General features: G+C 59.6%; 23 protein-coding genes and 1 riboswitch. Of the genes, 8 read left to right on the top strand and 15 right to left on the bottom strand.

The window, feature by feature from the left end; translation table 11 throughout:
- Positions 1-87 precede the first annotated feature (87 nt).
- The gene (locus ACR3FB_RS06770) at positions 88-990 is read left to right on the top strand and encodes a DMT family transporter (protein WP_480565297.1); all 903 of its coding nucleotides are present in this window, start codon (positions 88-90) and stop codon (positions 988-990) included.
- Here ACR3FB_RS06770 and glmM read toward each other — a convergent pair.
- From glmM to ACR3FB_RS06730, 8 genes are all read right to left on the bottom strand, one after another.
- The gene (gene glmM / locus ACR3FB_RS06765) at positions 987-2330 is read right to left on the bottom strand and encodes a phosphoglucosamine mutase (RefSeq protein WP_480565293.1); all 1344 of its coding nucleotides are present in this window, start codon (positions 2328-2330) and stop codon (positions 987-989) included. The two genes, ACR3FB_RS06770 and glmM, sit on opposite strands and share 4 nt — an antisense overlap.
- A 34-nt stretch (positions 2331-2364) precedes the next feature.
- The gene (folP, locus tag ACR3FB_RS06760) at positions 2365-3363 is read right to left on the bottom strand and encodes a dihydropteroate synthase (protein WP_480565290.1); all 999 of its coding nucleotides are present in this window, start codon (positions 3361-3363) and stop codon (positions 2365-2367) included.
- The gene (locus tag ACR3FB_RS06755; RefSeq protein WP_170470064.1) at positions 3360-4280 is read right to left on the bottom strand and encodes a dihydroneopterin aldolase; all 921 of its coding nucleotides are present in this window, start codon (positions 4278-4280) and stop codon (positions 3360-3362) included. The genes folP and ACR3FB_RS06755 overlap by 4 nt, the downstream gene beginning before the upstream one ends.
- A gap of 163 nt (positions 4281-4443) precedes the next feature.
- The gene (locus ACR3FB_RS06750) at positions 4444-5085 is read right to left on the bottom strand and encodes a cell wall hydrolase (protein ID WP_480565288.1); all 642 of its coding nucleotides are present in this window, start codon (positions 5083-5085) and stop codon (positions 4444-4446) included.
- Between the two features lie 186 nt (positions 5086-5271).
- A complete protein-coding gene (locus ACR3FB_RS06745) occupies positions 5272-7833 on the bottom strand; it encodes a putative PEP-binding protein (protein WP_480565286.1) in 2562 nt (853 codons plus the stop codon).
- 68 nt (positions 7834-7901) lie between these two features.
- Positions 7902-10121: a glycine--tRNA ligase subunit beta gene (gene glyS, locus ACR3FB_RS06740; RefSeq protein ID WP_480565284.1), complete on the bottom strand. Its 2220-nt coding sequence runs from the start codon at positions 10119-10121 to the stop codon at positions 7902-7904.
- A 9-nt stretch (positions 10122-10130) separates the two neighbouring features.
- Complete coding sequence (gene gltS, locus ACR3FB_RS06735; protein WP_170638961.1) at positions 10131-11342, bottom strand: sodium/glutamate symporter; 1212 nt, start codon at positions 11340-11342, stop codon at positions 10131-10133.
- Positions 11343-11352: 10 nt separating this feature from the next.
- Positions 11353-11874 (bottom strand): DUF6446 family protein, encoded by a 522-nt coding sequence (locus ACR3FB_RS06730; RefSeq protein ID WP_480565282.1) that lies wholly within the window; start codon positions 11872-11874, stop codon positions 11353-11355.
- 79 nt (positions 11875-11953) lie between these two features.
- Here ACR3FB_RS06730 and ACR3FB_RS06725 point away from each other — a divergent pair, with 79 nt between their 5' ends.
- Positions 11954-12586, top strand: coding sequence for a MarC family protein (locus tag ACR3FB_RS06725; RefSeq protein WP_480565279.1), 633 nt, complete (start codon positions 11954-11956; stop codon positions 12584-12586).
- A gap of 8 nt (positions 12587-12594) precedes the next feature.
- On the opposite strand, the gene ACR3FB_RS06720 is transcribed toward ACR3FB_RS06725, so the two are convergent.
- Positions 12595-13524, bottom strand: coding sequence for a glycine--tRNA ligase subunit alpha (locus ACR3FB_RS06720; protein ID WP_425083336.1), 930 nt, complete (start codon positions 13522-13524; stop codon positions 12595-12597).
- Between the two features lie 205 nt (positions 13525-13729).
- Between ACR3FB_RS06720 and ACR3FB_RS06715 the strand changes: the two genes are divergently transcribed.
- Positions 13730-15469, top strand: a complete 1740-nt coding sequence (locus tag ACR3FB_RS06715; protein WP_425083337.1) for a serine protease — start codon at positions 13730-13732, stop codon at positions 15467-15469.
- A 60-nt stretch (positions 15470-15529) separates the two neighbouring features.
- On the opposite strand, the gene ACR3FB_RS06710 is transcribed toward ACR3FB_RS06715, so the two are convergent.
- On the bottom strand, positions 15530-17104 hold the full coding sequence (locus ACR3FB_RS06710; RefSeq protein ID WP_480565277.1) for a 5-guanidino-2-oxopentanoate decarboxylase: 1575 nt from the start codon (positions 17102-17104) through the stop codon (positions 15530-15532).
- Positions 17104-18552 carry a TrkH family potassium uptake protein gene (locus ACR3FB_RS06705; protein WP_480565274.1) on the bottom strand — a complete coding sequence of 483 codons (1449 nt, stop codon included), beginning with the start codon at positions 18550-18552 and terminating at the stop codon, positions 17104-17106. The genes ACR3FB_RS06710 and ACR3FB_RS06705 overlap by 1 nt, the downstream gene beginning before the upstream one ends.
- On the opposite strand from ACR3FB_RS06705, the gene ACR3FB_RS06700 reads away from it, so the two are divergent.
- Positions 18551-19243: a hypothetical protein gene (locus tag ACR3FB_RS06700; RefSeq protein WP_480565272.1), complete on the top strand. Its 693-nt coding sequence runs from the start codon at positions 18551-18553 to the stop codon at positions 19241-19243. The two genes, ACR3FB_RS06705 and ACR3FB_RS06700, sit on opposite strands and share 2 nt — an antisense overlap.
- Positions 19244-19656: 413 nt before the next feature.
- Here ACR3FB_RS06700 and folE2 read toward each other — a convergent pair whose 3' ends face one another.
- Complete coding sequence (folE2, locus tag ACR3FB_RS06695; protein ID WP_480565269.1) at positions 19657-20760, bottom strand: GTP cyclohydrolase FolE2; 1104 nt, start codon at positions 20758-20760, stop codon at positions 19657-19659.
- Positions 20761-20966: 206 nt separating this feature from the next.
- Positions 20967-22157, bottom strand: coding sequence for an O-succinylhomoserine sulfhydrylase (gene metZ, locus ACR3FB_RS06690; RefSeq protein WP_425083341.1), 1191 nt, complete (start codon positions 22155-22157; stop codon positions 20967-20969).
- A 65-nt stretch (positions 22158-22222) separates the two neighbouring features.
- Positions 22223-22300, bottom strand: a riboswitch (SAM riboswitch).
- Between the two features lie 132 nt (positions 22301-22432).
- On the opposite strand from metZ, the gene ACR3FB_RS06685 reads away from it, so the two are divergent.
- Positions 22433-23368, top strand: a complete 936-nt coding sequence (locus ACR3FB_RS06685; RefSeq protein ID WP_480565266.1) for a DUF726 domain-containing protein — start codon at positions 22433-22435, stop codon at positions 23366-23368.
- A gap of 23 nt (positions 23369-23391) precedes the next feature.
- On the top strand, positions 23392-24081 hold the full coding sequence (locus tag ACR3FB_RS06680; protein ID WP_480565263.1) for a glutathione S-transferase N-terminal domain-containing protein: 690 nt from the start codon (positions 23392-23394) through the stop codon (positions 24079-24081).
- Between the two features lie 28 nt (positions 24082-24109).
- On the opposite strand, the gene ACR3FB_RS06675 is transcribed toward ACR3FB_RS06680, so the two are convergent.
- Positions 24110-24958 (bottom strand): hypothetical protein, encoded by an 849-nt coding sequence (locus ACR3FB_RS06675; protein WP_480565260.1) that lies wholly within the window; start codon positions 24956-24958, stop codon positions 24110-24112.
- 152 nt (positions 24959-25110) lie between these two features.
- Positions 25111-25491 carry an OB-fold nucleic acid binding domain-containing protein gene (locus ACR3FB_RS06670; RefSeq protein WP_425083345.1) on the bottom strand — a complete coding sequence of 127 codons (381 nt, stop codon included), beginning with the start codon at positions 25489-25491 and terminating at the stop codon, positions 25111-25113.
- Between the two features lie 127 nt (positions 25492-25618).
- Between ACR3FB_RS06670 and ACR3FB_RS06665 the strand changes: the two genes are divergently transcribed.
- Together ACR3FB_RS06665 and ACR3FB_RS06660 are read left to right on the top strand one after the other, a co-directional pair.
- Positions 25619-25942, top strand: a complete 324-nt coding sequence (locus ACR3FB_RS06665; RefSeq protein ID WP_170376365.1) for a 2Fe-2S iron-sulfur cluster-binding protein — start codon at positions 25619-25621, stop codon at positions 25940-25942.
- Positions 25943-26007: 65 nt separating this feature from the next.
- Positions 26008-26709 carry an FG-GAP repeat domain-containing protein gene (locus ACR3FB_RS06660; protein WP_480565257.1) on the top strand — a complete coding sequence of 234 codons (702 nt, stop codon included), beginning with the start codon at positions 26008-26010 and terminating at the stop codon, positions 26707-26709.
- Positions 26710-26734 lie beyond the last annotated feature (25 nt).

Here is a 26734-nt window from a genome sequence, read left to right as displayed (position 1 = left end):
CCGCCCTTTTTCATTTGTACCCGCTTAAATCTCAGACCATAAACGCCTGATCAAAGGCAATTTTTACCCTATTCCACAGGTACTACCATGGTGTCTCAGCCCACAAAACAAGATTGGATTGGCGTCTTCTCGCTTGGCCTTATCTGGGGCGGTACATTCATGGTCGTAGCCATGGCGCTTGAGGGGTATGGCCCGATCACGGTTGCAACATCCCGCACCACGCTCGGCGCTTTGACTCTTCTTTTGTTGATGCGGATCACCGGACGTCGGTTTCCAACGCTCACACCGGAGCTTGGCGGCTCAATCATCCTGATCGGTGTACTGTCAACGGCGATACCGTTCATGCTGCTGAGTTGGGGACAGCAATTTGTGCCGTCGGCCTTTGCGGGCCTGTCTATGGCGGCCATCCCCTTGATGGTGCTGCCACTGGCGCATTTCTTTTCGGACGAACCGCTCAACTTGCGTCGTTTTCTGGGTGTGTGCCTTGGGTTTTCAGGCGCATTGGTCCTGATTGGTCCGGGGCTTTTGCAACTGGGCCAAGGAACCGAGCCGCTTGCGCAAATGGCCTGCATCACGGCGGCATTGTGCTATGCGGTTTCATCCATCCTGACGCGGCGGTGCCCTCCGATTGATCCGGTTGCACTGGCGGCCCTAACATTGCTGGTGGGCGCGGCGCTGCTGCTGCCGATCATGTTGATGACCGAGGGGTTGCCCGAATGGCAAGGCACCCGCCCCACTCTGGCGCTGATCGTACTGGGGCTGGTCCCGACAGCCTTAGCGAACCTCTTGCGTGTCTCGATCACGCGCAGCGCGGGGTCGGTATTTCTGACCCTCGTGAACTATCAGGTCCCCGTCTGGTCGATGGTTTTCGGAGCGTGGATCCTGTCCGAGGCCCTGCCTCTGCGATTCTACATCGCACTGACCTTGATTCTGACGGGCATGGCCATGAGCCAGTGGTTCAGCCTGCGCAAAGCTCTAATCGGGCGCTAGGACGCCGCTGCTTCAACCTCGGCGACAATGCCATCAACCACCTGCGTCAGAAGGGCGGCATCTTCGCATTCAGCCATGACACGGATCAGAGGCTCGGTCCCTGACTTGCGGATCAGCAAACGACCCTGCCCGTTGAGGCGCGCTTCGGCATCGGCAATCGCGGCTTGAACGCTGGCCACCTCAAGCGGCAGTTGACCCTGTTGATAGCGCACGTTTTTCAACAGCTGAGGAACCGTTTCAAATTGCTGCGCAAGTTCAGCGGCTTTGCGTCCGCTCAAAACCATCTCCGACAGGAAATGCAACCCAGCCATCAGGCCGTCGCCGGTTGTCGCATAGTCACTCATGACGATATGGCCGGATTGCTCGCCGCCGAGGTTGAAGCCGCCCTGGCGCATCCGTTCCACGACATAGCGATCACCAACTGCCGTCCGCTCCAGCCGCAGGCCTTGTCCTTGCAGGTGGCGTTCCAAGCCGAGGTTGGACATAACCGTCGCCACCAAGGCACCGCCACGCAGCTGTTCGGCCCGAACCCATGCCGCGGCCAGCAGGGCCATCAGCTGATCGCCATCAGCAACCTTGCCGTTTTCGTCAATCACGACAACCCGATCCGCATCGCCATCGAGGCAGATACCAACATCCGCACCATGGGCGACAACTGCTTCTGCGGCAACATGCGGCTTGGTCGAACCGCATTCAAGATTGATGTTCTTGCCGTTCGGCGACACTCCCATCGGGATGACTTCGGCACCAAGCTCCCATAGGACCTCGGGCGCGGTGCGGTGGGCTGCACCATTGGCGCAGTCAATTACCACTTTCAAACCGTCCAGACGCACATCGCGCGGGAGCGAGGATTTGACCCGCTCGCCATAGCGGAACCGCGCATCATCAACCCGGCGGGCACGCCCGATATTTTGCGCCTGAGCGGGGCTGACACCTTCTTCGATCAAACGCTCAATCTCAAGCTCGGCCTGATCTGAGAGTTTATAGCCGTCAGGCCCGAAAAACTTGATACCGTTGTCTTCCGCCGGATTGTGGCTGGCCGAAATCATAACCCCCAGATCGGCGCGCATGGATTGGGTCATCAGACCCACGGCAGGGGTCGGCACCGGACCCAACAGCAACACGTTCATACCTGTCGAGGTCAAACCCGCCGTCAGCGCGCTTTCCAGCATATAGCCGGACAGGCGCGTGTCCTTGCCGATGACCACGCGGTGAACCCCAGTCGCGTCACGGCGAAAATAGCGCCCGACCGCCGCACCAATGCGCAAGGCCATTTCCGCTGTCATCGGATGCGTATTGGCTGTGCCCCGCACACCGTCAGTTCCGAACAGCTTGCGCATAATCATGTCTCCGTAAAAATTGCTTGTGACCGGATTAACGGACGGCAGCCCATAGGCGCAAGGCCTGAGCGGTCTCGGCCACGTCATGGACCCGAATGATCTGCACGCCTTGGGACAATCCGTCCAGAGCAACCGCGATTGATCCCGGCGCGCGCGCGGTTTTTCGCGGCTCCAGCCCGATGGAGCCGATAAAGCCCTTGCGCGAAACGCCCAGAAGAATCGGGCAGCCCAAACCGTGAAACAGGCTTAAGTTGCGCAGCAGGGCCAGATTGTGCTCCTCGGTCTTGCCGAAACCGATGCCGGGATCGACGATGATCAAATCTCGGTTCAGGCCCAACGCCTCAAGCCGTTCGATCTGGCCTGCCAGAAAATCATAGACATCCAGCACGACGTTTTCATAGACCGGATTGTCCTGCATGGTCGCGGGATCACCCTGCATATGCATGACACAGACCGGCGCGCCCAAACCTGCGCAGAATGGCGCAAGCTCCGGGTCGAAGGTGAAGCCCGAGACATCATTGACCAGCCCCGCCCCGGCCTCACAGGCCACTTTGGCGACAGCGGCCTTGCGGGTGTCGATTGAGATCAGAGCGTTGGTCTCAGCCCGGATCGCTTCGATTACCGGGCGGGTCCGGGTGATCTCTTCGTTTGCGGGAACGAAATCTGCACCGGGACGTGTAGACTCTCCGCCGATATCCAGAATCGTGGCACCGTGCGAGACCATCTCAATGGCCCCTGCCCGTGCGGCCTCGACCGAGCTGTGGATGCCACCGTCCGAGAAACTGTCGGGCGTTGCATTCAGGATGCCCATGATATGTGGACGCGCCATATCCAAACCGGACAGGGCCGCGCGCGGGCGGCTGAGGCGCTGCAGCACATCCGCGGGGATATCCGCTGCGGCTACGACCTGAGACGTCCCATCGCGCGACAGCGCTTCGGCATGGGTAAACCACAACGACTGCCCGGCCAGAGGCACGGCCTGATCCGGGCGAGCCGTACCGTGCTGCACCAGCGGACGGTAGTAGCGGCTCACAATTGTGCCTGATCAATGGCCACAGCACGCAGCGGCGTTTTCGGCTCTTTTGGCAATGCGCCTCCGATCACCATCATCTCGCTGGCCTCAAAGGTGGCCGCAAACCATGCGGCCAGCGCAACCGCGTCGGATGGCGCGGCCGAGGGGCCGTCAACAGCATCCAGAACGATCTTTGACGGGGCCCAGACGCAAATCTGACCGTTCTTCATCGCCCAGTCCAGCTCGGTCCGGGTCGAGACGACCACACAGCGATGATCGCGCGCGGCCAGAACCCACGCGTTCTGCTCAATCGACAACAGGTCAATGCGGCGCTGGGTCATTGCGTGACCCGTCTGCGGAACCGGAAGGTCCGAGGCGCCCACACACAGGATCAAGGGACGTTGACGGTTCTCCAACTGGTCAATCCAGCCGGTCAGATTGTCCGACGCCATTGCCTCGTTCGACAAGTAGACAAGACGTGGATGTGGGCGTTCTTCTTCGACGACGTCGTGATGCACGGCGTCTTTGCCGCGCACGATCTCAACCCCAAGCGCGCCGGGGCCGCGATCCAGCTTTTCGATCCGGACAAAAACTCGGACCGCTTGCGGCTCCAGCAGGATACGTTCGGCCACACGTTCGGCCAGCGTTTCCAGAAGGTTCAGACGCTCGGCCGCCAGTTCATAGGCAATCGCCTCGGTCACCCGGTCATAAGACAGGATACGGTCCACATCGTCGTCAATATCCGAGGTCAGCGGACGCACCTCTACCACGATATTGAAGCAGATACGTTGGGTCGTACCGCGTTCGGCCTGAAAGGCACCAATCTCGACCTCGACAGTATGATCACGCAGCGAGATGCGATCCAAAGGCCCTCTGGGCGAGGTCGCCTCGGACCGTTCAGAGGGGTGCGCAAAAGCGAGGCGGATTTCAGAACTCATGGGTCAGGCCTTCTTGGGCTCGTTGAAACATTCGCCCATTCTAGGCGTTTCGAGGGCCTATAGCATTCATACAAACGCCATTCCAACCGCTGATTTCGACGCTTTCTCCGCGTGCAATGGTATACGCTGCGCCTTGATCTAAAGACGCAGCGCCGGACCTGCCTCAGTTGCTCGCAGTGCGGTAATTGTGGCGGTAGAAGATGTGAACACCAATCTGCGCCGTCTGTTTATAGACCCGCGCCCAGGACGGGCGGACCGCAGTGGTATGATAGTGGGTCGCCCCTTCGGTCAGCTCTTTGGCAACGCCATCCATCGCCGCGCGGGCGACTTTCGAGACACGCTCAAAGGCTTTTTCCTCGTGGATCACTTCCTTGCGGCCATCACATGTATAGGTGAACTGGCACTGGTACTTTTTGCCGGTTCCCTGACGGATCACACCGCAAAGGCTATCGGGAAAGCGGCTGCTCTTGACCCGGTTCATGATGACCTCAGCCACGGCAAACTGGCCGCGCACGCTTTCGCCGCGGGCTTCGAAATACAGCGCCTCGGACAGGCATTCCCAGTCTTCGTCTCCGGACGCTTTGGGCTGTTGGTCCAGCCAATCCTTAGAATAGGACACTTTGATCGGTTCCACCACTTTACGCGGCTGGAACAATTTCAGATAGTCCCGAAAGCTCTGCCCCGGCAATTCACTGCGGGCAACTAGTTCTTTCTTATTGGCATCCGTAGCTTCCCTCTCAGCGTAGGACGCACTCGGCAGCACGGTTGCCGCCAATGTGGCAACAGCCATTATGTAACGTAGCATCAGATAACCTCGCACAGGCACTTCACGCGCCAAACCCTCCCCCGGCGGGCGCGACGAGGCATTTAGCGCAGTCTTGCGCAAAGGTCCAGATCAGAGACAAATACAAGTGGAAATTCGCTCGTGGAGAAAAACAATTCCGCCACAAGTTCGCTTATTGACCACTAATCATTGGGTTTCAGGCTGCTGTCAACCCCCAAGTCTGGACGAAATCGCCAGTTGAGCGGCAGCCAGCCGAGCGACCGGTACCCGGAACGGAGAGCAGGACACATAGTCAAAGCCAAGATCTCGGCAAATGGCGATTGATTCGGGGTTTCCGCCGTGTTCTCCGCAGACTGAAAGGGTCACATCGGGCTGTGCCGCGCGCCCCCTTTCAGACCCAAGCTTGAGCAATTCGCCAACCCCGTCGGCGTCCAGAACATGGAACGGGTCCTCTGTGAAGACCCCCTGCCTGACATAGGCCGACATGAAACGCCCCGCGTCGTCGCGTGAAAGACCATAGGTCATCTGGGTCAGGTCGTTGGTTCCGAAACTTAAGAAAGCGGTGTTTGGTGCAATCTCTTCAGCACGCAGGCAGGCGCGTGGTGTTTCGACCATCACACCGAGGCGGTATTCGAACTCCTGCCCCTTTTCGGCAGCGACAGCGGCCGCCACCGAGTCGATGCGGGACTTTACCAACTCGACCTCTCGCTTGGCCGAAACCAGAGGGATCATCACCTCGGGTACAACCGGTGCACCGTTCTTGCGGGCCTCAATCGTGGCTTCAAAAATCGCGCGGGCCTGCATGTCGTAGATTTCGGGCACTGTAACGCCCAAGCGAACTCCGCGCAGGCCCAGCATCGGGTTGTATTCGGTCATCGCAGAGACGCGACGCTCCACATCCGAGACAGGCAGATCCAGCGCTTCGGCCAGTTCGCGTTGGCCGCCGCGGGTGGTGGGCAGGAATTCGTGCAGCGGCGGGTCAAACAGGCGAATGCAGACCGGCTGCCCCTCCATGATACGGAAAAGCTGAACGAAATCGTCACGCTGCATGGGCAGCAAACGCTCCAACACGGCCGCTCGACCGGATGAGGTCTGTGCGAAGATCATCTCGCGCATCACGATCAGGCGCCCGGGATCAAAGAACATATGCTCCGTCCGGCACAGGCCGATGCCCTGCGCCTGAAAGTTCCGCGCGGTCTGCGCATCCGCAGGGGTATCAGCATTGGCGCGGATTTCGATGTCCCGCTCGGCGTCGGCCCAGCCCATGAGCGTCTGGAAACAGTCGTCCAGCGCGGCCTCGAGCATCTCGGGCTGCCCCGCCAGAACCTGCCCCGAGCTTCCGTCGATCGTCAAAACGTCACCGGTCTTGAACACTCGCCCATCCGGGGTCGTCAGCATTTTCTTCTTGGTCTGGAACCGCATCTCTGACGCGCCGACAATGCAAGGCAGACCCAAACCACGCCCAATCACGGCGGCATGGCTGGTCATTCCGCCCTTTTCGGTCAGAACGGCAACGGCGGCATGCATGCCCCGCACATCCTCGGGCGAGGTTTCGCGGCGCACCAGAACACAGGCCTCACCCCGCGCGGCGCTGGCTTGCGCCTCGGCGGCCGTAAACACGATCTTGCCGGTCGACGCCCCCGGACTTGCGCCAATCGCGGTGGTCAGCACATCTCGCTCTGCCTCCGGGTGGACCTGCCGATGCAGCAGCTCGTTCAGGGCATGAGGGTCCACGCGCATCACCGCCTCTTGTGGCGGGATGATACCGTCTTCAGCCAGCCGCACCGCAATCCGCATCGCCGCGCGCGAGGTTCGCTGAACACGCACGCCGTCCAGAATATGCACATTGCCGTTCTGGATCACGAATTCGACCTGCATTTCCTCGCGCAGCTTCTCGCGCATCAAAGCAGCCTGAGCCTTCAGATCGGCAAATGCACTGGGAGCCACTTCTTCCAGCGACGGACCCCGTGGGTCTTTCTCAAGATAGAGCGCCGAGACATCTTCGCCCAACGCATCCCGCCCCTGGCTCTGGCTCAGATACCGGCCGGTGATCTGAGGCATCCCGGTTGTCGGATCCACCAGTTGCAACACACCCGAGCCGCATTCGCCCTGCCCGACGCCCGGAATCATCTCTTGGATGACAAGCCCCAGCCCCGCATCGGCCGGAGCCCCCTTGGCCTGACGCAACAGGCGCGCCGAGGTACCATCCCACGCCCGCGCCATCGAGCGCAGAACGCCAATCAGCTGCTCGCCGCGATCCTCGGGGAAAACCTCATCGGTCTCATCCTCATAGGCGTGCAGAGTACGCTTCAGCCCCGCGACACCATCCTCGTCGATCTCGTCAAACACATCCGCATCCAGACGCGCCACATGGATCGCGTAGCTCTGCACAAAGCGCAGATACATGGCGGCGGCAGGCTCATCGCCCATCGAGTTCGACAGCTCGGCAAACCGCGCCTCGTTCATGCCGATATTCAGAACCGCGCCTGGGCCGCCCCAATCGGGGTCCTCGGAACTGGGGCGCACACACAACAAAGCCGTCGGCTCGAATTGCTCAAGGATTGCAGCCAGATCGGGGACTTGCCCTTCGGCGATGCGCTGCACCGCGTCAAAAGACAACGCGACCGTGCGCGGCACCGGCATCTCCAACCGGACCAGACGTTGCAGGCACTTTGCCCGCCCCCCGTGGGTGTGCGGGGCAACGGGCGCGGTGGACGTGATAAGCGTGGTATGCGGATTATTCTGCACTGCGGCACCTTTTGGTTTCACCGCAGCATAGGCCCCTGCGCCCGTCACGCAAGGGTGATCTGGGCGCGCAAATCCGCGCGCCCGGGCCTTTAGCCTTCGATCTTGGTCAGATCGGCAACGCTGGAACAGACCGAGCGGATCTGACTGAGCAAGTTCAGACGGTTGCGGCGGAGGATGTCATTGTCCGTGTTGACCTGCACATCCTCAAAGAACGCATCCACTGGCCCACGCAGCGCGGCCATGGCCGCCATGGCGATTGGGAAATCCTCGGCCCTGAGCGCCGGATCAATCTGCGCCTGCGCCGCGTCAAGCGCCGAGAACAGAGTCTTTTCGCTGTCCGTCTCGGCGAATTTCACATCCGCACCGTAGGAGTATTCGACCCCGTCCTTCTCTTCGGCCTGCGTCAGGATGTTGTTGGCTCGCTTGAACCCCTGCACGAGGTTTTCCCCATCCTCGGTCGCGATCACCGCGTTCAGTGCGCGGGCGCGTTTGACCAGTAGGTTGAGGTCATCATTGCCGTCCATCGCAATACAGGCGTCGATGACGTCGTGACGGATGCCCTCATCACGGAGGAAGACTTTAAGGCGGTCGTGGAAAAACGACAGAAGATCGTCAGATGCGTCTGGGACCTTTTTCTCAAGTTCAAGAAAAGCTGCCGCAGGCAAATCATCTACTCGATCTCTAACTGTCTGGAATGCAGCACCAAAGACACCTCGTTCTGCGATTTCTTCCAACAGATCAAGAACATTGGCTTCCGGCAGTGCCTCATTGATTGCGCTTTCTGCTCGTATCAGTTGGCTGTCAAAGAACCGATCCAAAGACAGCCGCAGATCGTTTTCGAGTATCAATCGAGTTACACCCAATGCGGCACGGCGCAGAGCAAACGGGTCTTTCGAACCGGTCGGCTTCTCATCAATCGCCCAGAACCCGGTCAGCGTGTCCAGCTTGTCGGCCAGCGCCACTGTCACCGAAAGCGGCGCAGTCGGCACGTCATCTGACGGGCCAAGCGGCGAGTAGTGGTCCTGTGCCACAGCGGCCACGGCGGCGTCCTCGCCTGCCGCTTCGATGTAGTAGCGGCCCATAAGCCCCTGAAGTTCGGGGAATTCATACACCATCTCAGAGCTCAGATCGGCCTTGGCCAGACGCGCGGATTTCTCCGCTTGAATAGCGTCCGCTCCAGTCACAGGCGCCAGTTCGCAGGCCAGTGCGGCGACGCGGTCGATGCGTTCAGCTTGTGTGCCCAGCTTGTTGTGGAAGGTCACATTCTCCAGCGCACGGGTCCATTGGGCGATGTCCGACTTGGCGATACGCAGGTCGTTCTCCCAGAAGAATTTCGCATCCGCCAGACGGGCCGAAAGGACCTTCTGGTTCCCGGCCAGAATGGTCGCGCCATTGTCAGCAGTTTCGCGGTTGGCGACGGTGATGAAACGCTCGATCCGGCCGGTTTTGGGGTTCTTCACGGAAAAGAACTTCTGGTGCTCTTTCATCGAGGTCTGCAGCACCTCAGGCGGCAGGTCGAGGAATTCGTCGTCAATCTGCCCCATCAGCACCACGGGCCATTCAACCAGACCAGCGACCTCGGCCAGCAGGCCTTTGTCGTCAACCACTTCCAGACCGGCGGCAAAGGCCATGTTCTGGGCATCGTTCCAGATATGTTCGGCGCGTTCCTCGGGCGACAGGACCACGAAGGCGCGTTTCAGTTTGGCGGCGTAATCCTCGAACGAGGAAACGGCAAAGCGGTTCGGGGCCATGAACCGGTGGCCCTCGGTCGTGTCACCGGATGTGATGCCTTCGACCTCAAGCGGGACAACCTGCGCACCCGTCTCATCGATCAGAATGCACAGGATCGAGTGCAGAGGCCGAACCCACCGCATCGGGCCAGAGCCCCAGCGCATCGATTTTGGCCATGGGAAGTTGCGGATCGTGGCCTCAAGCACTTCGGCCACGATCTCTGCCGCCGGGCGTCCGGGCTTTTCGATCTGGGCGAAATAGACCGCACCTTTGGGGGTGTCGCGTTCCTCTAATTGGTCACGGGTCAAACCAGCGCCGCGCAGGAAGCCTTCGATCGCTTTGTCAGGTGCCCCGACCTTGGGGCCTTTGCGTTCCTCGCGGATCGTCGGGCTTTCCGCCAGCAGCCCTTCGACCGCCAAGGTCAAACGGCGCGGCGTGGTCAGGGCGACGGCAGAGGCATAGGTCAAACCGGCCTCGACCAAACCATCGGTGATCCGCTTTTTCAGGTCCTCACCCGCGCGGGTCTGCATACGCGCGGGGATCTCCTCGGAAAACAGTTCGATCAGCAGGTCGGGCATTTTCGGTCCTTAGAAATTTACGATCGTCTGGATGACGATGGCATTTGCGATATCCACAAAGAATGCGGATACAAGGGGCAGCACGATAAAGGCAATAGGCGATGGGCCATATCGCTTGGTTACTGCGGTCATATTCGCAATAGCAGTGGGGGTCGCGCCCAAAGCGAAGCCTCCAAACCCTGCAGCCAACACCGCGGCGCGGTAATTTGAGCCCATGACCGGGAACAGCACCCACAGCACAAAAACTACCGTGAACAGGGTCTGGGCGGACATGATGACGACGATGGCCATGCCAAGCTCGGCGATGGTCCAAAGCTGAAGGCTCATCAGTGACATGGCCAGAAACGCGCCCAAGGCGAATTCCGAGATCAACGCCAACGATGGCGTGCGCGATACCAGTGGGGCCGACGGTGCCACTAAGGCGCGCACATTGGCGATGACGATTCCCATGATCAAACATGGCACGAACAGCGGCAGCTTGAGACCGGCAGCTGAGATCGCTTCGCCCAGAGAATAACCCGCAATGATCGCGAGGTTGAGATGCAGCAAAACGCGCATGATCGACACGTGGTCGATATCGAGCGACCTGCCTTCTGTTTCGTCCGGCAATCCGACACTGGGCCCTTCGTCTGGACGGTCGGGGCTGAGATTGCGCCCTTCAACCAGCAACCGCGCAATCGGTCCACCGACCAAGGCGGCCAGAACCAAACCTAGCGTTGCAACGGCAACACCCAACTCGGTCGCGCTGTCCAACCCTGTCGCCCGCGCAACTTCGGGCGCCCATGCGATTGCGGTCCCGTGCCCGCCGATCAGCGCCGCCGAGCCGAACAGAACACCCGCCTGCGCCGGATAACCAAACATGGAAGCGCCAGCCGCACCGATCACGTTTTGCAAAACGATCGTCACAAGGGTCAGGATCAGAAGCAAAAACAGCGGCTTGCCGCCCGAAATCAGGTCCGAAAGACGTGCATTCAATCCGATCCCGGCAAAAAATACGACCAGTAGAAAATCCCGCGTACCCAGCTCGAATGCGAGTTCAAGATCGAATATCAAATACAGCGCCAGAACGGCAAACGAAGCCAACAACCCTCCGGTCACGGGCTCGGGGATGTTGAAATTGCGAAGTGCGGCGACGCGATCATTGATCCGTGCGCCAAGCAGGTAGACGGCAAAACCCAAGGTCGCCGTCAGAAACTCAGGGATTTCGACGACGTGCTGCATGGCGGTCTCCTTACTGCTGCGGTCTGGGAGGGCATTCCTCGCCCACCACGGTGCCATCATAGGCTTTTTCACCGCAATTGTTCAGGGAATGCCAGACAAAGCCCCGCCCATCTTCAGTGATCGCGACAATGCGGTCGACGCCGTAATGGATATTCTTCGCGCTCATGAAGGCCCGCGCCTGCCCGGTTTTCAACGCTTCGGCCACGGCGACCGCATCATAGCAATCGAACCAACCCGGAGCGGTCAGGGGCTCTGCATTCACAGCAGGCATGAAGCCGGACAGCTGTTCTTCGGAGAGATCCGTGTTAAAACAGGCCCGATACCGGATCGGAGAGCTATCGGCATCAATTGCCTGAAACGAAGAATAGGCAATCAGCTGCGGAGTCTCTCCGCCCACGGGCAAGAGGGCGACGTCCTGTCCGGGCTTCGGTTCGACCTCATAATAAAAGCCGTAGACTTGCAGGTAATACATGCCCGCCCCGGCCAGCACAGCCGATAGCCCCAGAATGATCGCAAGCAATTTTCCTGTCATTGTCTTAGGCTGCCTCTTTCAAGTTCCTGAAAAATCGGACAGGTTTCGGGTGGAAACTGGAAACCACAAGGGTGTTTTCATGGAATCGACCCTCGCCGTTGGGTTCTTTGGTGCACTGTTTGCGATCATGAACCCGATCACCAACCTGCCTGTGTTCCTGAGTGTTACGCAGGACCTGCCCCCTGCGGATCAACGTAAAGTCGCAGCTAAAACCGCGCTCTACTGCCTGGTCCTGGGCGGTGCGTTCGCCGCCATTGGCAGTCAGACGCTGAGCCTGTTCGGAATCAGCGTCGACCATCTGCGCGTCGCCGGAGGGTTGGTTGTGCTGATGATCGGCCTGAATATGCTGAACGGCAACGAAAGCACCTCGCATCACGGGACGGACGGGGAAAAAGAGGCCTATCCTGCGCCCGACACGGTCGCGTTCTATCCGCTGGCCTTTCCCATTCTGGTCGGTCCGGGCACGATCACGACCCTGATACTGTATGCGCATCACGTCAGCAAGCCACTTGAAGCCGTTGTTTTTGCAGGTGTATTCCTGACCGTCGTCGCCTTGCTTCTGGTCACCTTCTGGAATGCCCCGTGGCTGTCCAAACGTCTTTCGAGCAATGCACGCGTCATCATGAGCCGCTTTATGGGCATGATCCTCTCGGCCATCGCCATCGGCATGATTTCTGACGGCCTCAAGGCATTGCTGCCCGGATTGGCCTGAACGCTGCATCAGGCCTCGTACCCGGCGGCCTCGGTCAGAACGAACGCATCCGCGCATTGCTTGGCCAGCGCCCGGACACGGCCGATATAGGCCTGCCGTTCGGTTACCGAGATCACCCCGCGTGCGTCCAGCAGGTTGAAGATGTGGCTGGCCTTAATGCACTGATCATAGGCCGGGTGCGCCATCACGATGCGCTTGCCTGTTTTCGGATCATCATGCCGTTGCGCCAGAATGGTGGCGCATTCGGCCTCGGCCTCTTCGAAATGACGCAGCAGAACTTCGGTGTTGGCCACATCAAAGTTCCAACGGGCGTATTCCTCTTCGGTCTGCTTGAAGATGTCACCGTATGTCAGCGGGCTGGGGGACTGAGGGTCGTTGAACGGCATGTCCATCACGTGGTCGATGCCCAGCACATACATCGCCAGACGCTCCAGACCATAGGTCAGCTCACCGGAGACCGGCGTGCAATCATGACCACCGACCTGTTGGAAATAGGTGAACTGGCTGACTTCCATACCGTCGCACCAGACCTCCCACCCAAGACCCCATGCGCCGAGGGTCGGGCTTTCCCAGTCGTCCTCGACAAAACGGATGTCGTGCAGCTCCATATCGATACCGATGGCCTCGAGGCTGCCCAGATACAGCTCTTGCAGGTCTGGCGGGCTGGGTTTGATCAGAACCTGATACTGATAGTAGTGCTGCAGACGGTTCGGGTTCTCACCATACCGCCCGTCGGTTGGACGGCGCGAGGGTTGGACATAGGCCGCGGCCCATGCCTTGGACCCGAGCGCGCGCAGGGTTGTCGCCGGGTGGAACGTCCCTGCCCCAACCTCCATGTCATAAGGCTGCAGAATCGCACAGCCTTTCGAGGCCCAATAGGTCTGAAGCCGCAGGATGATCTCTTGAAAAGAACGAGGTGCGCTGGACTGATCGGTCATGACATTCCCTTTGGGCGCGCCTGCGCCCGGTTCCGATGGGTTTGGCCCTTCCTATGCAAGGGGCCGAGGGGCGTCAACGGGCCAATGGGTCCTTGCTGTATCTGCGCTGCCACACCGCAAATTCCCCGCATTCCCACCATGGCTTTCGCCACCCGAAATCGGGTATTCTGAGCAAAAGCATCCAAACTGCATAAACGGGCAGAAAATGACACGAGTATTTACGGCAATTTTATTGCTTCTTTTGGTCGGCCTACGCGCCGCAACCGCCCAGCAAGATCAGGGTGTCTGGGTTCAGGTCGAGGCGCAGCCATCCCTGCGTGAGGCACAGGATCGTGCGCAGGATTACGCCCGCGCGCTGCCCGACGTGAACGGCTTTCGCCTGGGCAGCGGCTGGTATGCCATTGTTATCGGCCCCTACCTACGCAGCGACGCAGAACAAGTGCTGCGAGTTTACCGCGCCGAAGGGCAAATCCCACGCGACAGTTTCATCACCTTCTCAAGTTCCCTGCGGCAGCAGTACTGGCCGATCGGTGCAAATGTGCTGAACCGTGGCACCCTTGCCCCACCGGTCGAACCCGAACAGCTCACTGTCGACACGCTGTCAGACGCGACCCCGCAGCCGTCGGATGAAACCCGCTCGCAGGCGTTGCAATCCGAACGTTTGCTCACGTCGCAGGAACGCAAGGACCTGCAGACTGCACTTCAGGCCGCGGGGTTCTATAACTCGACCATAGACGGAGCCTTCGGCCAAGGCACGCGCCGTTCCATGGCCGACTGGCAAAGCTTCAACGGATATGAGGCGACCGGCGTTCTGACCACTGTCCAGCGCGCCGCATTGATCGAGGACTATAACGCGCCGCTGATCAGCGTTGGAATGGCGCAATACACCGACGATCAGGCCGGGATTTCGGTCGATCTGCCGCTGGAGGCCATCGCCTTTGATCGTTATGAGGCCCCTTTCGCCCATTTCAAAAGCAACTCTGACCTGAACGCACAGGCGCTGTTGATCAGTCAGGAGGGCGGCAAACCCACCCTGCGCGCGCTTTATGAGGTGATGCAGTCGTTGGAAATCGTGCCGCTTGTCGGCCCACGAGAGCTGCGCGGTGATCGCTTTACTCTGGAAGGGCGCGGCAAAGGCATCGTCTCTTACACCGAAGCGGCGCTGAAGGATGGCAAGATCAAAGGCTTCACGCTGGTCTGGCCCGAGGGCGATGAGGCCCGCCGCGCCCGAGTTCTGGCGGCGATGAAGGCCAGCTTTGCCACCACAGATGCGGTTCTGGATTCCAGCGCAGGCGCAGATGCTGAGCAGCGCGTCGATCTGGTCTCGGGCCTTCAGATTCGCAAACCGCGCCTGTCTCGTTCGGGCTTCTTTGCGGATGCGTCCGGCACTGTCCTGACCGTATCCGAGGCCGCCGACAGCTGCAGCCGCGTCACGCTGGACGGCGATCAGGAGCTTCAAGTGGCCTGGACGGATGCCGATCTAGGTGTTTCCGTCCTGCGCCCGCGCAAGTCGCTGGCCCCGATCAACGTGGCCGAGTTCCGCGCGGACCAGCCGCGCATTCAGTCCGAGGTCGCTGTCTCTGGGTTCTCTTACGAAGGGGCCTTGGGGGCACCGACGCTGACCTTCGGTCAGATCGCGGACGTGCGCGGCTTGAACGGTGAAGCCGGTGTGAAACGCCTCGCTCTGGCCGCCCAACCGGGAGATGCCGGTGGTCCGGTCTTTGACGACAGTGGCAGCGTGGTTGGCATGCTTCTGCCCACCCCGTCCGAGGGCCGCACCCTGCCCGGCTCGGTCAGTCTTGCGGTTTCGACCCAAGGGTTGAACGACGTTCTGACCCAAGCGGGTATCTCGGGCCAAGCGGCGCAAGAAACGGCTGAGATCTCACCCAATGAGCTGAGCCGCCGCGCCAATGGGATGACCGTTCTGGTGCATTGCTGGGACTAACAATGTCCCCAAACTGAAAAAGCCGCTGCGCATCCGCGCGGCGGCTTCTTTGTTTCCCGACTAAAGAATATCCGGCGTCACATAAATCAATGTCGGCCCCGAGGCCTGAAACGCGGCTTTGACTGCCTCCTGCATCTCATCCACAGTTTTAGGCGCACTCGACAGCGCCCCGAACGCTTCGGCCAGTTTGCAGAAATCAGGATTGCGCGCCACAACCGCGTTTGGAGAGATCTGGCTACGGACCATGCTGTCCTCGATCTCTTTCAGCTTACCGTTGTCCCATAGGATAATCGGCAACGGCAGGCCCAGTTCCACCGCCACGCCCAGTTCTTGCATCGTGTAGTGGAACCCATAGTCCCCGGCGATTACCGCCGTTGGCCGCCCGCGCCGCGCCACTGCCCCACCGATGCCAGCGGGCAACGCATAGCCCAAGGTGCCAAAGCCGGTCGGATGGTGCCAATGATGGGGATAGGCCATGTCCCAGACCTCTTTCGCGGCATAGGCGAATTGGGTCATGTCGGAATAGATCATGGTGTCGGCAGGCATCGCGGCGCGCAGCGCATCAGCGACGGGCACGATACCCGGGCGCTCAGCATCGACCTCGGCCCGCCAACGGGCGCGTGCCACGGCGACTTCCTCAGCCGTCCAACCCGTCGCAGGTTTGGCGCTTTCGGTAACGGCCCACAAGGCACGGGCAAAGCTGGCACTGTCGGCCTGAATTTTGACAGCAGCGCGATGGCGATCCGACAGTACCTCAGGGTCCAAGTCGACGCGGACCAGATGCGCCGAATGGCCAAGCTCTTCCCGCCAGAGGTCAACCTCGCCCAGCTCGGCTCCAACAGCGATCACCAGATCGGCCGAGGCGATCACCTCAGCGCTGCCGGGCCGAGGCAGCATCGCACCAAAATCCAAAGGATAGTTCGCCCCGACCATGCCACGCCCTGCGTAGGTGGTGAAACAGGCCGCCCCCAGCTGGGTCAGGATTTGCCGCCATTCGTTCGATTTGCAACCACCACCCAGAATGAACAAGGGCCGTTTGGAGATGTTTAGCAAGGACACAACCGGCGCGACGTCCGGGGCAAATACCTTGGGGCGCAAGGCCGGTTGGTTCGGGAATGGCGCGGGATCGGCATCGCCCTCAAGCTGCGCAATCGGTACTTGAATGTGCTTTGGCCGCGGACGCGAGAGTTCGAATTCCTCAAACGCGCGCTCAACCAGACCATAGGCAGCCTGCGCAGTGTTCGCTTGCGCCGACCAATCCGTGACAGTACCCGCTGCGCCTTGCTGGTCCTTCATCTGATGCAACTGACCGCGCTGCGCCTGCGTCTCATCCAGACAGGATGACAGCACCAGCATCGGGACCGAGTCGCTATAGGCCTGCCCCATCGGTGTCATGATGTTGCACAGCCCCGGACCGGTGATCACATAGGCAACGCCCGGCTTGCCTGTCGCCCGCGCATAGCCATCTGCCATGAAACCCGCGCCCTGCTCATGCCGGGCCAGCACATGGGTGATCCCGGCCTCTTCAATGCCGCGGTACATTTCTTGATTATGGACGCCGGGAATGCCGAAAATCACATCCACGCCGCGATCCCTCAGCATATGGGAGATTTGCGCGCCAAGGGGTCTTTTCATCAGTCTCTCCAGAATTGGACGGTAAAGATTGCGTAAACGGCCAGCAACTCAAGCCGGCCGACCAGCATGCCTGCGGTCAACAGCCATTTTGCGGTGTCGTTTAGACCGGCAAAATTACCCGCCGGGCCAATTTGGTTCCCTAGGCCCGGTCCGACATTGGCCAGCGCTGTCGCAGCACCCGAAACGGATGTGATGAAGTCCAGCCCGGTCAGCGCCAGCGCCCAGGACAAAATCCCCATCGACAGGACGAAGAACATGAAAAAGCTCATGACCGAGGTCAGAACGTCCCGACTGACGGGGCGCCCGTCATAGAGCGGTACGAACACCCCATGCGGTGATCGAATGCGTCGGATTTGCGTTTTGATCGATGCAAACAGAAGCTGATAACGGAACACCTTGATCGAACAGGCGGTCGATCCGGCGCAGCCTCCGATCAGGCCGATCAGGAAGAACAACATGATTGGGAAGCTGCCCCAGAGCATGTAGTCAACACTCGCATAGCCAGTGCCCGAGATGATCGAGGTGATGTTGAACAGCGACTCGCGCAGGGCTCTTTCCCAATGGTGCGGAAAGACCGAGGTCAGGAACACCGACATCACGACGACCAGTACCAGAATGGTTGCCAGAAAGGCCCGGATCTGACTGTCTTGCCACAGCGACGAGGTGTTGCCATTGGCCAGTTGCACATAGCGCACGAAAGGCAATGCCGCGAGGATCATAAAGACCGAGGCCGCGTATTCCGCCGGGCCGCTGAAGGTTCCAAATGAGCTGTCGTAGTTCGAAAATCCGCCCGTTGCGATGGTGGTCATGGCGTGGACTGTCGCGTCAAAGAACCCCATCCCGACGGCCGCATAGACAAGGCCGCAAGCCAGTGTCAGGAACACGTAGATCAGCGAGATCTGGCCCGCGATCTCCTGCGCGCGGGGAAGGATTTTCCCCATGGTTTCAAACCCTTCCGAGCGGAAGATTTGCATACCACCGACTCGCAGCTCGGGCAGGAAAACCATAGCCACAACAATGATACCGATGCCGCCCAGCCATTGCAGGATACCTCGCCACAGCAGCAGGCCCTGCGGCAGGTCATCCAGCCCCGAAATCACGGTCGATCCAGTGGTGGTCAGGCCCGACATCGCCTCGAAATACGCGTCGACAAAACGCAGTTCGGTCTCGCCAAACAGAAACGGGATAGCCCCGAACACCGGCAGCGCGACCCAGACGCCCGAGGTCAGCAAAAAGGTCTGACGGATGGTCAGACCTTCACCCACGCCATTGGCGCAGCTCAGCGCAAGGACAACGCCGGTCAGAACGGTGATGATCGCGCTTTCAAGAAAGACATGCCATTCGCCCCGCCCCTCGATCATGTCGGCAAGCATAGGCAGCAGCATGGTCGCCCCCAGAATGGCGACCAGCATGCCAATCACATATCCGACCGGGCGAAGATCCATCATGACGCGCAGCGTTGGCGCGCCAGCCCGACCGTGTCAAGCAGATGACCCCGATTACTCGTCGGATTTCGCAACGACCTTGGGCATCGCGGGCGGTTTAGACGGCGCGCGCGTCTTGCGAGGGGCCGGTTTAGGGGTCTCTGTCGTAGCTGCAGCCGCTTTGGCCGGTGCGGCGCTTGGTGCCTTGGCTGCGGGTTTTGGCGCAGTCTTGGGGGCCGCCGGAGTTTTGGCCGGTGCCGCCTTTTTAGCCACGGTCTTTGCCGGAGTTGCCTTAGCCGCAGGTTTAGGTGTTGCGGGCGCAGGAGCAGCCTTGGCTGCGGGTTTGGATGTCGCCGGAGCAGGCGCCGCCTTGGCAACTGTTTTGGGCTTTGCTGTTACTGGGGTCGCCTTAGCGGCCGGTTTGGGCTTTGCTGCCGCCGGCGCAGCCTTAGCTGCCGGTTTAGGCGTTGCAGGTGCGGGGGCAACTTTGGCGGCTGCGGGTTTTGCCGCCGGGCGCGGTTTGGCGGTGAATTTTGCAACCGGCTCGGCCTTAGGCTTCGATGCGGCGGGTTTGGATTGCACCTTCTTGGCAGTCGAGGCCCGCTTGGCCGGAGCAGGTTTTGCAGCCGGTTTGGCAACAGGTTTAGGTGCAGCCGCACGTTTTGCTGCAGGTTTGATCGGCGCCGGTTCCGACGCAGTATTGCGCAGCGCATGAAGGGGCGCCATCGGCAGTTCCATGGCCGACCGGGCCATGATCTGCATAATCTTCATCTGGCTGACCACGGCGTATCCAGCCACGCGCATTGCAGCCGCCTGTAGCTCCAACGGTTGGGAAATTGGGTTCATGACATGTCTCTCCTGTAAATGCGATGCAGCCGGAACACTGAGAGAGGGATGCCCAGTCCGCGCCGATCACTCGGGCGGTTGGCGGGGTCTTGCAGTCCAAGGCGTCGCACGTCTCGGCTTCCTTCCGGGGGCGGCACACCCGTTTGAAAACGGGCAAGCGGCAGCTGCATTCCCTGCTTTCATAGCCCATTTACTGCGCAGACGCAGCAAGTTTCGCTGCATTGCGGCGAAAAAGCGCTGTTTTTGAGAAGAGGCGGCTAAATTTTCCGCATTCCCGCAGGGTTAGCCAACGTGGAATAAGGTCGTGAACAGACGCGGATCAAGGCTGGATGCCGCAAATGTAGGCCCTTCCGTCAGGATCGAGACCGCATCATGGCTGTGAAGGCTCTCCTGATGGCTGGCGATCACACGGAAATCGCCCACGTGATGATCGGCCAGCAATTCGGCACAGAACAGGCGCGCAGCGTCTTCGACAAAGATCGGATTGGCCGCGTTCAACTCGGCAAAAGCCTGTTCATCCTCGCGCTTGACCATGACCTGTGTTTCCGTCGGGACCGCACGGCGGCACAACTCGATCAGGTCTTCAAACCACAGGCAATCAGCGTCGCAATCCACCAACACTGAAATCCGCGCGACCGAGCGCTGCGAGTGCGGCGTTGCCAACTGTCCGCGCTGCGACCTGGCATGCTCGCTCAGTTCCAGCGAGCAAGGACAGGTCGAGGAATAGACATAGTCCAGATGCATGATCTTCTGGCGCACACCGTTCTGTTCGATCAGCTCCAGTGCGATGTCGTAATATTGGTAGCCCTCGAGGCCAGAGCGCAGGCTTTTAACCTTGGCCGGATAGGAAAAGCGCATCTGCAGACGCGCGTCGAAACTGTCGAGGTCGGTCAGATAGTCGCTCAGCGCCGCTTCCATCACCTCAAAGCTGAAGGTCCGCTCGGCGTGTTTGTAGAAGGACCGCATGATACGGGACATGTTGATGCCCTTCTTCTCGGCCTCCAGGCTCACCGTGCCAGTGACTGAAGCCTCGAGCGTCAGATCGTCCCCATCCTTGCGGTGAAAACGGATCGGCAGGCGAAAGTTCGAGATGCCCACATGTTGGATCTGCTGCTTGGCCCCCCGGATCAAGCTGGACGGGCCGTTTTGCAGGTCGGGCAATGTTGCCCGATACGCCTCATCCGCGACAAAACCTTCGGGGTATTCACGTGACAGGGACGGATAGTTCACCGCCGACATGCCGGGCACGAGCCGCGCCAAGGACGGGTCTAGCTGGCTGATCTCGGCCGCAGGCGCGGTCTTGGCCCATTGCCGTAGCAATTTCAGCGCTTCAGCGGCCTGTTCCCGGTTTGGGGCGTCGTCGATGTCACGGGGGTGAACGTTCATAGGCTGAGGTTCCTCGGTTGGCCGTCGAAATTAAGACGGCTGAAGTTCAGTATCCAGTTTAACCCGATACGGGCCAATTAACAGGATGGATCGAAAAAACCCAGCGTAAATCCGGCATTCTGCGCGCGGCAGCGACACATTGTGCCGCCAGTTTCCACGGATCAGAGCGGCAGGCTGCACCACCTCTCTGCCTGTCACGGCGCCTGCTAGCCCTGCGAAACGTCCAACGCATGTTGGATATCGGCCAACAGGTCATTTGCATCCTCAAGACCAATCGACAGGCGGATCAGACCGGGTGTGATGCCCAGCTCATCTTTCTGTTCATCACTCAGACGCTGATGGGTTGTGGTTGCAGGATGGGTCGCGATGGATTTCGCATCCCCCAGATTGTTCGAGATCACCGGGATCGTCAGCGCATTCAGAAATGCAAATGCTGCGTCCTTGCCGCCCTTGATATCCAAAGACAGTACGGTTCCGCCCTTGCCCCCGAGCTGCGTCTGCACCAGAGCATTCTGCGCATGGGTTTTCAAACCCGGATACAGCGTCCGCTCCAGCGCCGAGTGACCTTCCAGCGCCTCGGCCACCGCCTGCGCCGTTGCGGCCTGCGCGTTGACCCGCAGGGCCATCGTCTCAAGACCCTTAAGCATGATCCACGCGCTGAACGGGCTAAGTGCACCGCCGGTATGCTTCATGTAGGGTTCGACCGTGCCGCGGATAAACTCCTTGGTGCCAAGGATCACACCACCCAGCGCCCGGCCCTGCCCGTCGATATGTTTGGTCGCCGAATAGATCACCACATCCGCGCCCTGCTCGACCGCGCGCGAGAACACCGGTGTCGAAAACACGTTGTCCACCAGAACCAGAGCACCAACCGAATGGGCCAGTTCCGCAACGGCGGCAATGTCGATCACCTCGAGCGTCGGGTTTGACATGGACTCGAAGAATACGGCCTTAGTGTCGGGGCGGATCGCCGCCTTCCACTGGTCAAGATCGGTTCCATCGACAAACGTCACCTCGACACCATAGCGGGTCAGGATGTTTTCCAGAATGAACAGGCACGACCCGAACAGCGCCTTGGCCGAGACCACATGGTCCCCCGCTTTCAGCATCGAGGTCAACGCACCATTGACAGCTGCCATGCCGGACGCCGTGGCAAACGCATCCTCGGCCCCTTCCAGCGCCGCGATACGCTGTTCGAACATCGACACAGTCGGGTTGCCATAGCGGGCATAGATGAACTCATCCGGGCCACATTCCAGGAACCGGGCCTCGGCCTGCTCGGCAGTGTCGTATACGAAGCCCTGGGTCAGGAAGATCGCTTCGCTCACCTCGTTGTACTGACTACGACGGATACCGCCATGGACGGCTTGGGTGCGTTTGGTCCAGTTCTCGCTCATGTCATTCCTTTCGGCCTCAATCCCAGAGGCGCATCAAAAAAACCCCAGACGCGGTCAAGCGAAAGGGGCCTTTCATCCTGACCTTTTAGCGGTGTTGTTTAGCGTGGCCCGCAATCCGGTAACAAATCGCCACGTGGTGTTGTTGCCCTTACGCCGCAGTTGCGAATTCGTCAAGCCCGACGCCTGCGACGTCACGGTTCTGTAATCGTTCATTCACGGAAACGTCATAGCGTCATGACAAAGCGGCACCACAACATCTTGTATGAGGCAGAGCTATGCCAGTAATCAGGATCAACGCTGTTAACGGACGTGCTGAGTTGCATGGTAGTTCCCGACCCCTGATCGGGGCTGTGCAAGAGGCCCAGCAATCCGACGGGCCAGCCATTGTCATGACCCACGGATACAAGTATCGGCCCGACGATGCAGGTGCCTGCCCACACCGGCATATTCTGTCGCTGCATCCCAAGGCGATGCCCTGGTACAGCCCCAGCTGGCCACAACATCTGGGCTTTGGTAGCGGGTTTGAGGACGAAGGTCTTGCCATTGCCGTTGGTTGGGACGCGCGGGGCCCGCTCTGGTCAGCGCAACGTCGTGCCGTTGAAGCGGGCAAGGTACTGGCTGACGTCATTCGGGATGTGCATCACTTGAACCCAAAGCGTCCGATCCATTTCATCGGCCATTCCATGGGTATCGAAGTGGCGCTGGAGGCTCTGCATCACATTCCACCCGGCGCGCTCAGCCGGATTATTTCTCTCACCGGAGCCGCCTATCAATCCCGCACCGTCGCGGCCCTGAAAACACCTGCCGGGCGCGCAGCTGATTTCATCAACATCATCAGCCGCGAGAACGATCTATTCGACTTTCTTTACGAAACCTTCATCCAGCCACCCTGTCGTGGCGATGTCAGCATTGGCGCGGGCCTGACGGCACCAAACTCGGTCACATTGCAGATCGATTGCCCGGACACGGTGGATCACCTGTCGGCGCTAATCTCCCCGCTCGCCGCGCCCGAGCGGCGTATCTGCCACTGGTCCAGCTACACACGCCCAGGCGTGCTACGCGTCTACAACGCCTTGCTGCGCGACCCCGAGCGCCTCTGCCTGCAAAGGCTCAAACGCGGTATCCCCGAAAAACCGCACAGGCGCTGGTCACGGTTTTTTGCCCTACCCCGCCCACAGGGCCTCTTGCCGTTTGCTCAGAAAGCTTCATGATCCCGTCAGCTTGAGGAGACATCATGATCGACCTGTATTTCTGGCCAACCCCAAACGGTTGGAAAGCCTCCATCGCCCTGGAAGAGATGGAGCTGCCCTACACCACGCATCTGATCAATATCGGCAAGGGTGACCAGTTCGAACCGGAGTTCCTTAAGATCTCGCCCAATAACCGCATGCCCGCTATCGTCGATCCAGACGGCCCCGATGGTGCGCCGATCACGGTTTTCGAAAGCGGCGCGATCCTGATGTATCTGGCCCGTAAAACCGGCCGGTTTTACGGCGCGACCGAACGGGACAGGGTTGCGGTAGAAGAGTGGCTGATGTGGCAGATGGGCGGCGTTGGCCCGATGGCGGGTCAGGCGCATCACTTCCTGAAATATGCTCCCAACCTAGAGCCTCCGCAGGACCTGCCCTACGCCAAAGACCGCTACCGGACCGAAGTCGCCCGGCTCTACGGCGTGCTGGATCGGCGTCTGGCCGAGAACGAGTATGTTGCGGGTGATTTTTACTCGATCGCCGATATATCTATCTGGGGTTGGGCGAGCCTTTGGGAGGGTCAGCAGCAGGTTCTGGACGACAAGCCTCACTTCACCCGCTGGCTAGAGGCTGTGAGCGCCCGCCCGGGCGTGCAAGCCGGACGCGCCTTGTATGCAGAGCTGCGTGGGGATCACAGCAGCAAGCAAGCGCAGAGTGTTCTGTTCAAGCGATAGCTGAGGCCAGTTCGCCAACATTCGAAGCCTACGCGAAAACGTCGGCCATGTTGCGAACAACCGGTTTCTGACGCGCCACGATAAGAGCGATACTTGTCAGCCCAAACACAATGAACGGCGTCATCAACACGTTTTCAACCCACGGATAAACTGCATCCCGCTGTGACAAGTCCTCGAACAGACGAGTATGAAACAAAAAGGCCCGAGTTGTTAGCTTGGTGGCGAAAAGCGCGGACATTGCGACGCAGAACTGCAATGCGATGTTCCAAAGACTGATCGGCTTTTCGAAATTCCTCACGCTGAGTTTCGACGTGCCAAGCAGAGTCGCGAATATCCACATTACGATACAAACTCCGACCGTGGTGGTCGTCGTCGGACTATTCAGGAATATAACCGACCCCAGAATTGTGCCAGCGATGACAAAGGCAAATACACACGCAATCAACCGGGCGGAATAGTGCACTTTGCGCAGCGTTCTGAACTGACCCCAGGGATCTTCATCACCTTTTGGCCAAGTGAGACGAAAGGCCCCCAATACAGCAAGGCAACAATACGAAGCGGCACACCCCAAAATGAAAAACTGCGCGATGTCATTGGGCGCGACCCAAGAGATCAACGGGGCATCAAGGACAATAAATCCACTCAATATGACCAGAGCGGCGCCGCACAGGCATATCACGGCGTGAAACAGAACGTATCCAACTGTACCGGGCGAAACCACGTGCTCCATCAGTCTCGGCACGGCTAAAAAAGCCAGAATGAATGTCAGACCCGCAACGGGAAAATAGGCCTGAACGTCCAAATCAGTTCTGATTTTTCTATCAAGCTGCTGTATGAAAAACGAAATGGACAGGGCGATCACAATCAGAGTGATCACGACGGCAAATCTCAACAACAAACGATGCGTGTGGAAAATAAATGAACTCATAGCTGCCGCGTAGTCAGGGAATTGGGCGAAACTAAGACCTTACGCTTTCTTTGAGCGCGACTAGTGGCGATCGATTGGCAAGCACATAAAAATTGGAATTTTCAGGCCAACGCCCCCTCTCCCCGCACCAGAACATCCAGCATTCCCGAGATATCCTCGATCTCTTCCGCAATTACATGGATCACGGCGTCGGCCTTCTGCATTCGGCCCGTGACCCTCAGCAAACGCCCCGAGATCACCGCGCGGCGGAATTGCTCGTAGATCTTGCGCCAGACCACGATGTTCACGATCCCCGTCTCGTCCTCAAGCGTCAAAAAGATCACCCCTTTGGCGGTTCCGGGCCGCTGTCGCAGGATCACCAAACCCGCCACCGCCACCTGCGCGCCTTCGGGCGGCTGATCCAACCGGTTGGCAGGCAAACAGGCCGGCGGTCGGGGCCAGGTTCGGTTTGAAACATCAGGACAAGTCGCGGCAACAAGCATGAGAACAAAAATAGAACAATTGCGCAGAAAGTCCAGACGCGGCGCACAGAGTCGCAAATGAGGCTAGAAAGACCTAAATGCCTTGATTAAGGAAGAATTCGAACATCGCAAAAGGAAGACGCAAGCCATGGCAAAGATCACCTATGTCGAGCATAGCGGTACTGAACATACAGTCGACGTCGCCAATGGGCTGACCGTTATGGAAGGGGCCCGAGACAACAACATTCCCGGCATCGAGGCCGATTGCGGCGGCGCTTGCGCCTGCTCGACCTGCCACGTCTACATCCACCCCGACTGGGTTGAGAAAATCCCCGCCAAGGACGACATGGAAGAGGACATGCTGGACTTTGCCTATGAGCCCGACCCCGCCCGCTCGCGCCTGACCTGCCAAATCAAGGTCACGGACGCATTGGACGGTCTGGTTGTGCAAATGCCAGAAAAACAGATCTGATGCCCTCCAAAGCGCCGCGTCCCCCCGCCTGCCCCTGGCACCGTCGGGCACGCGGCGCGAAACTGATGTTGTGCCTTTGGCTGGCGGGCGCAAGCTCTGCCGCAGCATCAGAAGAAATCATCGAAGCCCGATTTGCTGAGCCCACGACGCGCTATGCCCATGGCGTATTGGGGGACGATGTGGAATACGGCGCCTTAGAGCTCCGGGTCGAAACTCGCGGTTCAGACAGTGCGCAAACGTTGCGGACGATACGCCTGCCCCAAGATCGGGTTTTCGAAGACCTTTCTCCTCGACTGGTGGACATGGACTCCGACGGAACGCCCGAAGTGATCGTGGTCGAGTCCCACGCTCAACTTGGCGCACAACTTGCAATCTACGACGAAAGCGGCACAAAGATCGCTGCCACCCCGCATATCGGAACCCGCTTTCGCTGGCTTGCCCCGATCGGAGCCGCCGATCTGGATGGCGATGGCTATACCGAGATCGCTTATATCGACCGCCCGCACCTCGCCAGAACCCTGCGCATCTGGCGTTACAAAGGGGGCGCGTTGACCCAAATCGCCTCTCTGCCCGGTCTGACCAACCATCGCATCGGTGAAGACTATATATCTGGTGGCCTGCGTGTCTGCGGCGAGACGCCAGAACTGATCACAGCCAGCGCCGACTGGTCGCGTATCATCAGCGTCACGTACGACAAGGGATGGACCAAGTCGGACCTCGGCCCATTCACAGGCCGCCAAAGCCTGAACCAAGCCTTAGAGTGCTGATCCGCTCTTCATCTGGCTAAAAATA

The sequence above is a fragment of the Ruegeria sp. AO1 genome, from assembly GCF_056535985.1.
Note: the sequence above shows the minus strand (reverse complement) of the source record. Positions and strands in the feature narration are given on the sequence as shown.